Source organism: Candidatus Pseudothioglobus singularis PS1 (assembly GCF_001281385.1).
Lineage (GTDB): Bacteria > Pseudomonadota > Gammaproteobacteria > PS1 > Pseudothioglobaceae > Pseudothioglobus > Pseudothioglobus singularis.
Window position 1 is genome coordinate 1,169,094 of sequence record NZ_CP006911.1, and the last position, 13,544, is coordinate 1,182,637.

The 13,544-nt window shown below is 35.6% G+C and carries 15 protein-coding genes; 7 read left to right on the forward strand and 8 right to left on the reverse strand.

Features of this window, described 5'->3' with window-relative positions; genetic code table 11:
• Positions 1-30 precede the first annotated feature (30 nt).
• Positions 31-1,665 (reverse strand): CTP synthase, encoded by a 1,635-nt coding sequence (locus W908_RS05945; protein WP_053820342.1) that lies wholly within the window; start codon positions 1,663-1,665, stop codon positions 31-33.
• A 79-nt stretch (positions 1,666-1,744) separates the two neighbouring features.
• Between W908_RS05945 and W908_RS05950 the strand changes: the two genes are divergently transcribed.
• Positions 1,745-3,460 carry an ABC transporter ATP-binding protein gene (locus tag W908_RS05950; protein WP_053820343.1) on the forward strand — a complete coding sequence of 572 codons (1,716 nt, stop codon included), beginning with the start codon at positions 1,745-1,747 and terminating at the stop codon, positions 3,458-3,460.
• Between the two features lie 33 nt (positions 3,461-3,493).
• Here the strand turns inward: W908_RS05950 and W908_RS05955 are convergent, their stop codons facing one another.
• From W908_RS05955 to W908_RS05965, 3 genes are read right to left on the reverse strand one after another with little or no spacing between them, the layout of a single operon-like run.
• Positions 3,494-4,102 (reverse strand): transglycosylase SLT domain-containing protein, encoded by a 609-nt coding sequence (locus W908_RS05955; protein WP_020025913.1) that lies wholly within the window; start codon positions 4,100-4,102, stop codon positions 3,494-3,496.
• Positions 4,103-4,408 (reverse strand): cold-shock protein, encoded by a 306-nt coding sequence (locus W908_RS05960; protein ID WP_053820344.1) that lies wholly within the window; start codon positions 4,406-4,408, stop codon positions 4,103-4,105.
• Positions 4,408-5,064, reverse strand: coding sequence for a thiopurine S-methyltransferase (locus tag W908_RS05965; protein ID WP_053820345.1), 657 nt, complete (start codon positions 5,062-5,064; stop codon positions 4,408-4,410). The genes W908_RS05960 and W908_RS05965 overlap by 1 nt, the downstream gene beginning before the upstream one ends.
• Before the next feature lie 146 nt (positions 5,065-5,210).
• Between W908_RS05965 and ung the strand changes: the two genes are divergently transcribed.
• Together ung and W908_RS05975 are read left to right on the forward strand one after the other, a co-directional pair.
• The gene (gene ung / locus W908_RS05970; protein ID WP_053820346.1) at positions 5,211-5,882 is read left to right on the forward strand and encodes a uracil-DNA glycosylase; all 672 of its coding nucleotides are present in this window, start codon (positions 5,211-5,213) and stop codon (positions 5,880-5,882) included.
• The gene (locus tag W908_RS05975) at positions 5,879-6,931 is read left to right on the forward strand and encodes a 4-phosphoerythronate dehydrogenase (protein WP_053820347.1); all 1,053 of its coding nucleotides are present in this window, start codon (positions 5,879-5,881) and stop codon (positions 6,929-6,931) included. The genes ung and W908_RS05975 overlap by 4 nt, the downstream gene beginning before the upstream one ends.
• Here the strand turns inward: W908_RS05975 and W908_RS05980 are convergent.
• Together W908_RS05980 and W908_RS05985 are read right to left on the reverse strand one after the other, a co-directional pair.
• Positions 6,928-7,689 carry a TSUP family transporter gene (locus W908_RS05980; RefSeq protein WP_053820348.1) on the reverse strand — a complete coding sequence of 254 codons (762 nt, stop codon included), beginning with the start codon at positions 7,687-7,689 and terminating at the stop codon, positions 6,928-6,930. The two genes, W908_RS05975 and W908_RS05980, sit on opposite strands and share 4 nt — an antisense overlap.
• 5 nt (positions 7,690-7,694) lie before the next feature.
• Positions 7,695-8,486 (reverse strand): phytanoyl-CoA dioxygenase family protein, encoded by a 792-nt coding sequence (locus W908_RS05985; RefSeq protein ID WP_053820349.1) that lies wholly within the window; start codon positions 8,484-8,486, stop codon positions 7,695-7,697.
• 160 nt (positions 8,487-8,646) lie between these two features.
• Here W908_RS05985 and yczE point away from each other — a divergent pair, with 160 nt between their 5' ends.
• Entirely contained in the window at positions 8,647-9,342 is a 696-nt protein-coding gene (gene yczE, locus W908_RS05990) for a membrane protein YczE (protein ID WP_053820350.1), read from the forward strand.
• A gap of 3 nt (positions 9,343-9,345) precedes the next feature.
• Here the strand turns inward: yczE and kynU are convergent, their stop codons facing one another.
• Entirely contained in the window at positions 9,346-10,593 is a 1,248-nt protein-coding gene (gene kynU, locus W908_RS05995) for a kynureninase (protein WP_053820351.1), read from the reverse strand.
• Between the two features lie 94 nt (positions 10,594-10,687).
• Here kynU and W908_RS06000 point away from each other — a divergent pair, with 94 nt between their 5' ends.
• Complete coding sequence (locus W908_RS06000) at positions 10,688-11,146, forward strand: molybdenum cofactor biosynthesis protein MoaE (protein WP_053820352.1); 459 nt, start codon at positions 10,688-10,690, stop codon at positions 11,144-11,146.
• Here the strand turns inward: W908_RS06000 and mobA are convergent.
• Positions 11,143-11,715, reverse strand: a complete 573-nt coding sequence (mobA, locus tag W908_RS06005) for a molybdenum cofactor guanylyltransferase MobA (protein ID WP_053820353.1) — start codon at positions 11,713-11,715, stop codon at positions 11,143-11,145. The two genes, W908_RS06000 and mobA, sit on opposite strands and share 4 nt — an antisense overlap.
• A 94-nt stretch (positions 11,716-11,809) precedes the next feature.
• Between mobA and W908_RS06010 the strand changes: the two genes are divergently transcribed.
• A complete protein-coding gene (locus W908_RS06010) occupies positions 11,810-13,072 on the forward strand; it encodes a molybdopterin molybdotransferase MoeA (RefSeq protein WP_053820354.1) in 1,263 nt (420 codons plus the stop codon).
• Positions 13,069-13,542, forward strand: coding sequence for a cyclic pyranopterin monophosphate synthase MoaC (gene moaC / locus W908_RS06015; RefSeq protein WP_020024881.1), 474 nt, complete (start codon positions 13,069-13,071; stop codon positions 13,540-13,542). Before W908_RS06010 ends, moaC begins: the two co-directional genes overlap by 4 nt.
• Positions 13,543-13,544: the final 2 nt, after the last annotated feature.

Below are 13,544 nucleotides of genomic sequence, written 5' to 3' on the forward strand. Positions count from 1 at the left end.
ACCCCAATATTAAATAAAAGTACACAGAATTTAGGAAAGTATCAAATTGTGCGCTTCCTTTGCAGCGTTAATAAAGCTTTCAAAGAGCGGATGGCCGTCTCTAGGTGTTGAGGTAAATTCAGGATGAAATTGACAGGCAACAAACCAAGGATGATCAGTAATTTCAACCATTTCAACAAGTGAGCCATCATTTGATCTTCCAGAAACAGCAAGTCCTGCTGCTTCAATTTGAGATATAAGCTTATTATTCACTTCATATCTATGGCGATGCCTTTCTGTCACTTTTAAGGACCCATAGATCTTTTGTGAATGACTTCCTTCAACAAGAGCACATTCTTGACCACCAAGCCTCATAGTGCCGCCTAAATCTGAATCAGTATCTCTCGTCTGGGTATCACCATTTTCATCTTGCCATTCAGTGATAAGTCCGATCACTGGATAAGCTGTATTTTCATCAAACTCAGTACTATTTGCTCCTTCCATATTGGCTTGATGACGAGCAAACTCTATAACAGCAACCTGAAGACCTAAACAAATCCCTAAAAATGGAATATTATTTTCACGGGCAAATTGAACGGCTTTGATCTTACCTTCAATTCCTCTGATACCAAAACCACCTGGCACCAGCACTGCGCTCATTTTACTCAAGCTTTCAGCGCCATTTTTTTCGACCTCTTCAGAATCAAAATAATGGATATTGACTTTTGTTTGAGTATGAACACCAGCATGGATGAGAGCCTCTGAAAGGGATTTATAAGATTCAGTTAAATCCATATATTTACCAACCATTGCAATATCAACGCTATGATTTGGTCTCTCCAACCTTGTAACAACATTTTTCCATTCTGACAAATCTGCCTTGCCACACTTTAATCCTAATTTTGAAACTACAACATCATCTAAGCCTTGACTATGAAGATCTTCAGGAACCTTATAAATAGTATCTTTGTCGAGCGAAATAAATACTGAATCTTCTGCAACATTTGTAAATAACGCAATCTTCTTGCGGTCTGAATCTTCTAACTGATGTTCTGATCGACAGATAAGAATATCTGGCTGAATTCCAATCCCTCTAAGCTCTTTGACTGAGTGCTGAGTTGGTTTTGTTTTAAGCTCCCCTGCAACCTTAATATAAGGAAGAAGCGTTAAATGGATGAATAAAGTATTTTCACGTCCCAACTCCAGGCTCATTTGCCTTATAGCTTCCAAGAATGGTAAAGACTCGATGTCACCAGCAGTTCCACCAATTTCAACAAGGGCAACATCAGCATCCTCAGCACCCTCTTTCATTAATTTTTTTATCTCATCTGTAATGTGAGGAATTATTTGAACAGTTGCGCCCAAATAGTCACCTTTTCTTTCACGTTCAATAACATTTTCATAAACTCTACCAGCCGTAAAGTTATTCTTTTTACCTAACTTAGTTCGAACAAACCTCTCATAGTGCCCTAAATCTAAATCAGTCTCTGCTCCATCATTAGTAACGAAGACCTCACCATGCTGAAAAGGACTCATCGTTCCAGGGTCAACATTTATGTAAGGATCTAACTTAAGAAGAGTGACATTTAGGCCACGAGTTTCAAGAATTGAAGCTAACGAAGCAGAGGCTATTCCCTTACCTAAAGAGGAAACTACACCGCCAGTTATAAAGATGTATTTTGTCATGTAAAACTAACAAAGTTTGAAATAGCTATGATACCTAAATTTGTGTAGAATATGGGCACATCCAAACAAACAAATAAAGATGGGCTATAGACAATTTGTAAAGAGGATCTTTCCATACCTCAAAAATCATTTAGGAAAATTAGTTTTCACATCGATAATGATGGTTTTTGCAACCTTATTAGAGACAGCTATACCTGAAATTACAGGCCAAATAGTTGATACATTATTTTCCTATAACCGTGCTAATACTGCAGCATTTTCTTATTCAGTTATCTTATTTTCAGTCATTGCACTAAGTTCATTATTTGCACTAATTTCTATCAGTGCAAGCTCCTGGATCTCCAATAAAGTAATTATGGATTTGAGAGTCAATATGTTTGCTAAATTACTTCGACTTCCAAAATCCTATTTTGATAAAAATACTACGGGAGAAACACTATCAAAACTTACTTTTGATGTCGAACAAATATCGGCAGCAGCCTCTACTATTTGGCTTCAATTTATTAAATCCTCCTTCACAGTTATTATTCTTACAGGTTACTTATTTTACAAAAGCTTTCTTTTAAGTCTTAGCTTGATAGTCCTTCTTCCACTAGTATATTTAGCTGTGAAATTTTCTACCTCCAGAATTAGAAAAGGCTCAGTAAGTGTTCAAAAATCAATGGGCAAAATGACCCACCTACTAGACGAAAATATTTCTGGCAATGATTTAATCAAAATATATCAAGCGCAAGAAACTGAAACGAATAAATTTTTTAGTATTATTAACACAATACGTCAGCAAAGGTTCAAAGTGGATATGGCTGGTGGTCTTAATACCTCCATTGTTAATGCCCTTATAGGCTTATCTTTGGCTTTTGTTGTTTTTTTCTCATCAACCTATTTGGTAATGAGTGCGGGTGACTTTTTAGCATACTTTACAGCAATGGGAATGCTTGTTAAACCAGCAAAAACACTTATCAATATAAACAAACCTCTGCAGCAGGCAATAGTAGCTGGGAAAAGTGTGTTTAGCCTGATTGATGAATCCCCAGAAAGCAACCCAAGCAAGAATCCAATTCATTCAATTTCTGGTGAGATATGTTTTGACAATGTTAGTTTTTCTTATGATAACGAAAAGCCTTCATTAACTAATGTTAATTTAACAATTAAAAAAGGCGAGACCATTGCATTAGTTGGATCAACTGGAAGCGGTAAAACTACGATGGTTAATTTATTAACTCGCTTTTATAATCCATCATCTGGACAAATATTAATCAATGGAAAAGATATTGTTTCTTATGAGCTAGAGTCTTATAGATCTAATTTCTCATATGTGGATCAAAATGTCCGTCTTTTTAATGACACCATTAGTGGAAATATTGCCTTTGGTCAAAAAGAGTCAATGTCAATAGATTTAATAAGGAATGCGGCAAAAGTATCTAATTCAATTGAGTTTATTGAAAAACTAGATAAGACGTTTGATTCTGATATTGGTGAAGATGGCGTAACTCTATCTGGCGGACAGCGTCAAAGACTTTCAATAGCAAGAGCAATTGCAAAAGATAGCCCTATATTGATTCTTGATGAAGCAACCTCTGCATTAGATTCAGCAACAGAAAAACTTGTTCAGTCGGCTATTAATAAAATGCAACAAGATAGAACTACTATTATTATTGCACATCGATTAACTACGATACAAAATGCTGATCGAATTATTGTTTTAAAAAATGGAGAAATCATTGAACAAGGAACTCATTCTGAACTTATAAAGACTTCAGGTGAGTATTCAAAGTTGAATCAGCAACAAACTTAAGGCTTGTTTCATAAGTCAAGTTAAATATTAAATCTAAAAAAGCGTCCAGATTCGATTACTATCAAGTTGCTCTCTGCATTGAGAAAGCTGCGACTTATAGGTATTTGACTTATTCTCAACTTTCTTTGCAATAGAGATCAGCCAATCTTTCTTTTCATAGCTTTTCTTGTTATATCCACCATGGCCCTCATGGTATGCCAGGTATTGACGATAGGCATCTGTTTTACTTATCTTAGACCTTAGGTTAGATTGATTAGCGTACCATCCAACAAAATCTATTGCGTCAGAAAAATTATCCCTCCTGGCATCTTTTTTTCCAGTTTTGAGTTGGTACCATTCCCATGTAGCTTTTTTAGCCTGGGTATATCCATAAGAGTCAGTAGGTCTCGCTCCTGGGATAAATCCAAAAATTTTATTACGTGGTGGTTTTGCTCTTGAAGCAAAGCGGGACTCTTGATGGATAATGGCTAGTTGCAAATGCATCGGCACCTTCCATTTCTCCTCACTAAGTTTAGCTGCGCGATACCAACTAACCTTTTCATCTAGCAAATTACATACGTTTGTTACTTCCCTTGCAGGTGTTGATAAGCATCCTGAAATTGTAACTGCAACAAGTAATCCTAATGCTAAAAGTCTTTTCATTTATCCAAAAAATACAAAGTAAGCAACAATCAGTTGAAAGGCCAACAAAACCCCAAACATTGCTTTAATGTCATTATCAGTCAATGGCTCAGACTCCTCAACCACTTTTTCTAATTTAACATCAACTGCAACTAGACCCTTATCAGAGCTTTCAACTTTAAATTTAACTCTTGTGTCACTTCTTAATCGGGATTTATTAAAAACATTTTTTTGATGAACAAAGTACTTTTCACCATCATCTCCTGTTATAAAACCATATCCCTTTGTACCAAATTGGGCTACTATGCCTGTCATTTTTTTTGCCATTACACTCTCACTTTTTGCAGTAAATACACTGCTTTTTCTACAAAATCTACACCAAGATTTTGAAACATTGGCTCATTTTCAATATCATTAATACACTCCAGCTCTCGACATTGAAAAGAAACTCTAAATAATTCATCGACCTCAAATTTGCTAACTGCAAAAGGTGGGCCAGATCTTTGATGCTGTGGATAATTCAAAGTTAACAATAAAATCCTCACATCAATGACTATTATATCATTTAAATGTTTAATGTATTTTTGTCTTAATTCACTATCAAGAGCGATCAATGATGCGCGGTCATAAACTGCCTTCACCTCCTGAAGATGATTTGCTTCTAAATCAAAATAATTACCGCAATAAATTCTTATTCCATCGCCTTCATAAAGTATGAATCCATCTGAATTTGATATTGAATAAGATAAGTTGTTTTCTGAAAAAAACTTTTCTGCTGCGATAATACTCATCTCTACACCAATCACATTTATTTGATTTTCAAGTAGAAATAACATGTCTTTAGTTTTTCCACACAAGGGAACAAAAATCGTATCCCCTGGAGACAGATTAAGCTGATCTAGATACTCAATGAGCTGTCTATTGATTTGGTCGGCATGCCAACCTATTCTATTGTTTTCCCACCTACTGATCCAATCAGTCATGCTTAATCCTTGTTATAATAAAACTAATCCTTGAAACGCTAAATAAATGCATGATTTGAAATCATTTTAAACCATAAAATATTTTTTACTATTTAAATGCAATCTAACTTCATTAATACAAATTCATTCGATCCTATGAACTTATCATGACTCAAAGTATTGGTGACTGGTCTGAATACCTCTCTAAAGAGAAAGAAAAGGATTACTTTATCTCGCTATACTCGTTTCTCAACTCTAGAATTGATAGTGAAATTTATCCACCCAGAGGAGAATGGTTCAAGGCCTTTGAATATTCAAGCTTTAACTCTACAAAAGTTATAATTCTTGGTCAAGACCCATATCATGGGGATGGTCAGGCAGAAGGACTTAGTTTCTCTGTGCCTAAAGGCACCGCCATACCTCCATCCCTCAGAAATATTTATAAAGAGCTGGAATCAAATAATGTAAATTTTGCGAATCCTGGTCATGGTAATCTTGTCACTTGGGCTACCCAAGGGGTCTTGCTGCTTAATAGTGTGCTAACTGTCGAAAGGCAATCTCCAGCGGCTCATGCGAACAAAGGGTGGGAGTTTTTTACTGATCATGTGATTAGACTCCTCAATGAGAAAAAAAATAATTTAGTTTTTTTACTCTGGGGCGCCTATGCTAATAAAAAAACTGAATTGATAGATAGCAGCAAACACTTAATACTCAGTGCTCCGCATCCATCACCCTTTTCTGCACATAAAGGCTTCTTTGGTAGTCAACATTTTTTAAAAGCTAATGAATACCTTGAATCAAACAATCAAAAGCCCATTGACTGGAGAATACCCAAATGAAACTAATGATTGATGATGCAGTTTGGGGATTTAACAAGATTTTTTCAGAGTTTGGAGAAGTTGTAACTCTTCCAGGCAGGGAAATTAATAGAGAGAGTTTGTTAGACTGCGATATGTTAATTGTGAGATCAAGAACACAGGTCAATCAAGAACTATTAGAGGGCACGAAAATTTCTTTTGTTGGTTCAACGGTTGCAGGCCTGGATCATATTGATGAAAGTTATTTATATAAAAACAATATAGCTTTCTCCTCTGCTCAAGGATGTAATGCTAATGCAGTTGCTGAGTACGTGATTAGTGCATTAGCAAATCTTGCGCATGATTATTGTTTCAAATTAGCTGAAAAGTCGCTCGGTATTATTGGAGTTGGCAATGTGGGTCGAAGACTTGACTTTAAAGCAAAGCAGCTTGGTATGACTACGCTTTTAAATGATCCACCACGAGAGGAAAAAGAGGGTGCTGATGGCTTTGTCAGTATAGAAAATGCTCTTAGTGCAGATATAGTAACCTTTCATACTCCTTTGACAAATAATGGGCCTTATCCAACTCATAATCTTCTTGGAAGTCAAAACTTTAATCTCATTACTCAGGATACAATTCTAATAAACGCGGCCAGAGGTGGAATCATTGATGAAGCCATTTGGGAAACAATCAATACCAAGGCTAATATTATTGATTGTTGGGAGAATGAGCCCAATATTAACCCGACTCTTCAAAAGTCAGCATACTGGTCTACTCCTCATATTGCAGGGCACTCTATCGATGCCAAGTTTATGGGAAGTTTTATGATCTATAAAGAGTTATGCAAATTCATACAAAAACCAATGAATAGTGAAATTGAAACGCTAATTAATCGTGAATCTATGGTGATTGAAGAAAAAACGCTTCATGCGACTCTAAATTCAATATATTCTTTTAAAGATGATGACGAGGTCATTTCAGATATTTCAAAATTTGAAGACTATCGACGAAATTACCCTGAACGCTTCGAATGGCATCACTTTAAAACTCAATTTGACTTACCTAGAAAAAATATAAATCAATACTAACTCAGCGAAAGCATATATTTAATAAGCATTGAAATCGAAATAATGACAATTAAAAACCTAATTATTAGTGGATTGGCTTTCAATAAATAATGAGTTCCAAAAAAAGCCCCAATCATTTGCCCCATCATCATTAGAATGCCAATTAAAAAAGCAATATGGCCAAAACTAAAAAAGACTATGAATCCAGCAATATTTGATGCAAAATTCAAAGGCTTTGCTAGGATTGTTGCTTGGATAATTTCAAGTTTCTTAAGCATTACCCCTGTCATTGCAAAAAATGAACCAGCGCCAGGACCAAACATACCATCATAAAAACCGACTACTGGAACAGCAAACAATTCAAACTTTTTATTGGGCTTTGAATTACCAACAGTAGATTTAGGTTTGGGAGAAACAATAAAATAAATTGCTATAAAAATGAGAACGATTGGTATTACAAAAGAGAGGAACTGCGTATCAACAAATTGAATGATAACTCCGCCCACTATTGACCCTATAAAAGAAGCGAACATTAAATTTTTGACTGAATTCCAATCTAATTTTTTTTTCTTAAATAATAAAAAAGTAGCTATACCAGTGCCCATGCTACCCTGAAACTTGTTGGTTCCAAGAACATATATTGGAGGAATGCCGCTTAAGAGGAGCGCAGGAACAGCAAGCAATCCACCGCCGCCAACTAGTGTGTCTAGAAAGCCCGCCACAACTCCAACAAAAAATAAAAACGTTAGAATTTCAATTGAAAAGTTAGTAATATCCATATAGATTATTTACTTACAAGGGTCGGAAACCAATCTTCTCTTAGTCGCTCCCCATTTTTTTGATTAATGCCTGGGAAACTTGGTGATGTTCTTCCTGGTCTTTGCTTATAAACTGCATCATCACCCAACAATCTAAAAGATAAAGTTCTGCTGATTGTATTGGCGATATTTGCATTCGCTCCATGAATTGTTTTGAAATTAAAAGCGACGACATCACCTGGCTCCGTTTTCCATTCTTTCGTTGTAAATTCCTTAATATCGGGTAGATCCATAAAAGCCTCGCTGTCCTCGTAGAAACTTTCATTACTAGCCCAGCTTGTTGGACGTATCTCTTTATTAAGCTGATGACTCCCCGCTAATAATTTCAATGAAACACTCTTTTCTCTTGACTCTAATGGGAGCCAAAAACTAACAGTTTGTTGACCTGAAACGCAGTAATAAGGCATATCTTGATGCCATGGCGTTGGAACACCAGAGTTTGTCTCTTTATAAAAAAAATGATCATGAAACAACTGTACTGAGTTAGACTTCATCAAGCTTGAAGCCGTTGATGCTAAAGAAGAATTAAATATAAAATCGGAATACTCAGGAATGGCTCTCCAATTACAAAAATCTTCTAGAAATTGTCCTTTATATTTTTCATGATGATGGGTCAATGCTCTTTCACTTGGATTCTCAATATGTCTCTCTGCACCCTTTAAAAGAGTTTCAATCCATTCACTAAAAACACCTCTGAGAATAACAACTCCATCCTCATTAAAGCTTCGAATATCTGATTGATTAATTAACATTTTCATAATGCTTAAGTTCTTAGTTTTCTTCAACACACTTTAAATTCTAATTAATTTATGATTATCCCTAAAGTCTAAATCAGAGAGAATATATTTATATCTATAGTCTTTTTATAAACAAGTTCAAACAACTGTATTATTAACATAATTTTTTTCTTGGCTACCAATGAAACTTCTTCGAGAAACATTTACTGTTAAAGAAATACCTAAGACATCCTGGAGCTCAGAGGATTCATACAACATAAAACCAAAACCAACTACCTTTATTCTTTTAGTTTTTGGTTTATTTTTATTTGGATTAGGTGAGAGTCTTTTAATTACAAGCGGTGCTGGAGTTGGGCCCTATACAGTTTTGGCACAAGGGATATCTAATCTCACTGATTGGTCGCTAGGTTTTTCTACCTTTGTTATTAGTATATTTGTCTTACTATTATGGATACCTCTAAAACAAAAACCTGGAATGGGGACCATTTTAAATGCCTTTATTATTGCACTGACCATTGAATTTTCTGTTTTTTACCTGCCCTATCCTCAAACATATTTTTTACAGGTATTTCAGGTTGTAATAGGTGTTTTGATCATTGGCCTAGGTAGCGGATTTTATCTAATCTGTAACTTGGGAGCTGGGCCAAGAGATGGCTTGATGATTGGACTTCAAAAAGCAACCAATATGCGAATATACTCAATTCGAACAATAATTGAGATTAGTGTAGTTGTTATTGGATCCATTTGTCTTCTCAATAATATTGATAAGCTTCTAGGGGAGGTCGTTGGCCTTGGAACCATGATATTTGCGTTAGGAATTGGACCCTCTGTTGCATTGGGCATATCTCTTGTTGGCAGGCTATCAAAAGAGACCTAGTATCTAAGTTACATAGCTTCTTTTTTTAAATTGACCTGAATCCCATTCTCTAGATTCCATTATATTTTTCAAACACATGATTGCCTCCCAAATATCCTCAAACCTCATATAAAGAGGTGAGATACCAAATCTTAAAATATTAGGTTCGCGATAATCGCCAATAACGCCAAGTGATATTAAGGCCTGCATAATTGGGTATGCGTCATCATGCTTAAATGAGATCTGACTACCCCTCTGATCTGGATTTTTTGGTGATAAAAGCTCAAAACCAAACTCGGCGCATTCTTGCTCAATCAAAGCAATAAACGCTTCAGATAATTCAATACTTTTTTCACGAACCATTATCATTGATATTTCTTTAAAGATTTCAAGACCACTTTCTACTGCTTTATAGGAAAGGATAGGTGGAGTCCCACAAATATATTTTTTAATACCATTTGAAGCATTATATTTATCCTCGAAACCAAAAGGGTTAGCATGGCCCAACCAGCCAGTTAGAGGCTGTGAAACATGTTCTACAAGATCATGGCTAACATACAAAAATCCAGGTGCACCTGGACCTCCATTTAAATGCTTATAGGTGCAGCCAACTGCAAAGTCAACATTGTATTTATGTAAATCCATGGGCATTACGCCTACACTATGGCTTAAATCCCAAACAACCAAGGCACCTTTCTTGTGAGCATGCTCTGTAATTTTTTTCATATCACTGATTCGTCCAGTTTTATAATTGATATGTGAAAGCATCACTACAGCAGTAGAAGAGTCAATATATTTCTCAACATCAATTTCGCCCTCTTCGATTAAGCAGCTTTCAAAATTATTGCCAAACATTTCGTTTACACCTTCCAGGATATAAAGATCAGATGGAAAATTGGAAGCCTCACTCACGATTACTTTTCGGCTTTTGTTTAAAATTAACGCAGATGATAAAACCTTAAATAAGTTCACTGAGGTACTATCAACAACAATAACTTCACCAGGGTTAGCGCCCAGTAGTGGAGCAATTTTATCTCCAAGAGTTAGAGGCATATTGATCCAATTTGCATTATTCCAACTTCTTATTAACTCTTCACCCCACTCCTTATAAATTGTTTTTTCTAAGTTTTTAATGGTTCTTTTAGGCAATAACCCTAATGAGTTTCCATCAAAATAAATGATATTTTTTGGTAAATGAAACTCCTCTCTATATTTTGCTAATGGGTCAATATTATCAAGATTCTGAAAATAATCTAAGTTAAGTTTATTCATCGATTCAAAAGTGTTAAAAACATCATAAAATTATAATCCAAATAAAAAAATCAAAGGGTCATTCACTTCTTTATAAAAACGATAAAATCAACTCATGGATAAAATTATTGTTCAATCTGAGGACTTTGATTTAACGACTGAAGTTGCTCTGGCTAAAGCGAGTAACTCTAACATTGGGGCAATTGTTAGCTTTGTAGGAACTGTCAGAGATCTTGAGTCAAAAAATCTAAACACAATGACTCTGGAGCATTATCCAGGGATGACTGAAAAATCACTCAAGTCAATCGCTGATAAAGCAAAGAATAAATGGGAGCTCCAAAGCGTAACCATTATTCATCGAATTGGAAAACTTGATGTAAATGATCAAATTGTACTTGTGATTACTGCCAGTCGGCATCGTCAAGAAGCCTTTGACTCATGTAATTTTATTATGGACTTTTTAAAAACTGATGCCCCATTCTGGAAAAAAGAATCGACTTCAAAATCCGAGAACTGGGTGAAGTCAAGATTGCAGGATGAAGAGAAGAAAAAGCACTGGAAAAATGAAAATTAAAAATCTTCAGGACTATTGAGATTAGTCAAGACTTCTAAATGATTTGAAACATCTACTCTGTTAGTGTTTTGCTGTCGATACCACAATGCCATTTTACGACCACCACTGTCTAAAAATTTATCCAAACTGGTGCTAAGGTTCGATTTCATCAAAGCAAATGTTGCGTGCATTATCGACCCATCGTGTGCCACGCAAATATCTGAGTCACTCAAAGACATTGCAGCAATCATATCATCAATTAGCTTTGAATCAATATAAGGACTATCACAAGGAAGGACTAGTAAATATTTAGTTTCACAGGACTTTAGCGCCTTAGAAATGCCAGCCAAAGGCCCTTGAAAATCTTTCAAATCATCAATAATAACCTCTCCATAAAGAGAATATTGCTCAGTATTCCTATTAGCACTTATAAAGATACGACTAGCTTTATTTTTAACTACTTCATGAACATATGCAATTAAAGGGGCGCCATCAAGCTCAATAAGGCCTTTATCCTTTCCGCCCATCCTAGATGCTCTTCCGCCAGCTAAGATTACAACTGAAATTTCATTTTTTAATATTTTTTTCACTTATTAACTGTTCTTTTTTCAAGTTATTTGTAATTAGAAAAATGACTTGCAATTGTATAATACACTCAATAAATAATTATAACGATTCAACGGTATGAAGAATAAGGCGATCCCACCTGGCTCTGTAATGTTTAGTGATTCACTGATGAGTGCTGATGATGCTTTATCATTTCTGATTGACTCATCTATTCCTTCAAGCCAAACTGAAGCGGTTTCATTGGATGATTCTGTTGGAAGGATTTTAGCCAAAGATATTCACTCAACAATCAATGTGCCAGGCTTTGATAATAGTGCGATGGATGGTTATACGATTGCGCTAGATGACGATCATGTATCCAAAAAAAACCTTACTTTTAATGTAGTAGACAGGATAACTGCTGGATCAACTGGTAACAAACTTGAAACAGGCTACGCTGCCAGAATATTTACAGGTGCCCCTATTCCTGAGGGTGCGAATACTGTTATTATGCAGGAGGAATGTCAGCCTTCAGATGATGGGTCTCAAATTCTTGTAAAGAGATCAATTCAATTGGATGAAAATATTCGTCCAACTGGTAATGATATTCGTCAAGATGATGTGATTTTAATCTCCGGAAAAAAGATAGAACCCCAAGATGTTTCTCTTGCTGCATCTGTTGGTGTTGCTGAGATAATCGTTTTTAAAAAAATTAAAGTGGGTGTTTTCTTTACAGGAGATGAACTAGTTGAGCCTGGAAAACCCTTGTTACCAGGAAAAATTTACAACTCAAACCGCTATGCGCTTGTTGCATTACTTAATAGAATAGGTTGTGATGTTTTGAATCTAGGTAATATAGAAGACAAACTAGATTCGACTTGTGATGCCCTTGAATCACTTTCGAGTCAGTGTGATTTAATTATGACTACTGGCGGGGTTTCAGTAGGAGAGGAGGACCATGTTAAACCAGCTGTTGAAAAACTTGGTGAGCTTAACCTATGGAAAATTAGAATGAAGCCTGGCAAACCACTTGCATATGGCAAAGTAAAGCAAATACCATTTATTGGCCTTCCAGGTAACCCTGTATCAAGTTTTGTCACATTTTGTATTTTTGCGTTACCGTTTATAAAGAAAATGCAGGGAAACAATCAATTCGCATCTAAAAAATATAAAGTCAAGACAAATTTTAATTGCAATCGAGCTAAACCAAGGCGCGAATATGCTCGAGTTCGTATTGACTATTCTCATGAAACGCCTTCAGCAAATCTATATCCTAAACAAGGCTCAGATGTAATGAGTTCAGTGGTCTGGGCTGATGGAATTATTGAGATACCTGAAAATACTACTTTTGATAGTGGTACCATTCTCGATTATTATCCATTAAGTGAATTAATTCAATGAGTAAGCTAACCCACATTAATGAAAATGGTGATGCAGAAATGGTTGATGTTTCAGAAAAAGATATTACTGCGCGCGAAGCGAAAGCAAGCTCTAGAATTTTGATGAAGCCCGAAACACTTGAATTGATTATTTCAGGTTCTCATAAAAAAGGAGATGTTTTATCTGTTGCTAAAATAGCTGGAATTCAAGCCGCAAAAAAATGTTCCGAACTGATCCCGCTTTGCCATCCATTAATGCTCTCTAAAGTGAGTGTTGAACTCAAACCAAATATTGAAGATAGTTCTGTTGATATTATTGCTATAGCAAAACTTAATGGCAAAACAGGTGTTGAAATGGAAGCCTTGACTGCAGCAAGTATAGCCGCTCTGACGGTCTATGACATGTGTAAAGCAGTTGATCGGTTTATGACAATTGATCATGTCCAACTTCTTGAAAAGAAGGGTGGAAAATCAGGTCATTGGACTCTTTAGTT

Coding starts and splice junctions, on each gene's coding strand:
- yczE (WP_053820350.1), top strand. CDS start 8,647: ATGAAACTTCTTCGAGAAACATTTACTGTTAAAGAAATACCTAAGACA.
- W908_RS05945 (WP_053820342.1), bottom strand. CDS start 1,665: ATGACAAAATACATCTTTATAACTGGCGGTGTAGTTTCCTCTTTAGGT.
- ung (WP_053820346.1), top strand. CDS start 5,211: ATGACTCAAAGTATTGGTGACTGGTCTGAATACCTCTCTAAAGAGAAA.
- W908_RS06010 (WP_053820354.1), top strand. CDS start 11,810: ATGAAGAATAAGGCGATCCCACCTGGCTCTGTAATGTTTAGTGATTCA.
- W908_RS05985 (WP_053820349.1), bottom strand. CDS start 8,486: ATGAAAATGTTAATTAATCAATCAGATATTCGAAGCTTTAATGAGGAT.
- W908_RS05960 (WP_053820344.1), bottom strand. CDS start 4,408: ATGGCAAAAAAAATGACAGGCATAGTAGCCCAATTTGGTACAAAGGGA.
- W908_RS06000 (WP_053820352.1), top strand. CDS start 10,688: ATGGATAAAATTATTGTTCAATCTGAGGACTTTGATTTAACGACTGAA.
- kynU (WP_053820351.1), bottom strand. CDS start 10,593: ATGAATAAACTTAACTTAGATTATTTTCAGAATCTTGATAATATTGAC.
- W908_RS05980 (WP_053820348.1), bottom strand. CDS start 7,689: ATGGATATTACTAACTTTTCAATTGAAATTCTAACGTTTTTATTTTTT.
- W908_RS05965 (WP_053820345.1), bottom strand. CDS start 5,064: ATGACTGATTGGATCAGTAGGTGGGAAAACAATAGAATAGGTTGGCAT.
- moaC (WP_020024881.1), top strand. CDS start 13,069: ATGAGTAAGCTAACCCACATTAATGAAAATGGTGATGCAGAAATGGTT.
- W908_RS05975 (WP_053820347.1), top strand. CDS start 5,879: ATGAAACTAATGATTGATGATGCAGTTTGGGGATTTAACAAGATTTTT.
- W908_RS05955 (WP_020025913.1), bottom strand. CDS start 4,102: ATGAAAAGACTTTTAGCATTAGGATTACTTGTTGCAGTTACAATTTCA.
- W908_RS05950 (WP_053820343.1), top strand. CDS start 1,745: ATGGGCTATAGACAATTTGTAAAGAGGATCTTTCCATACCTCAAAAAT.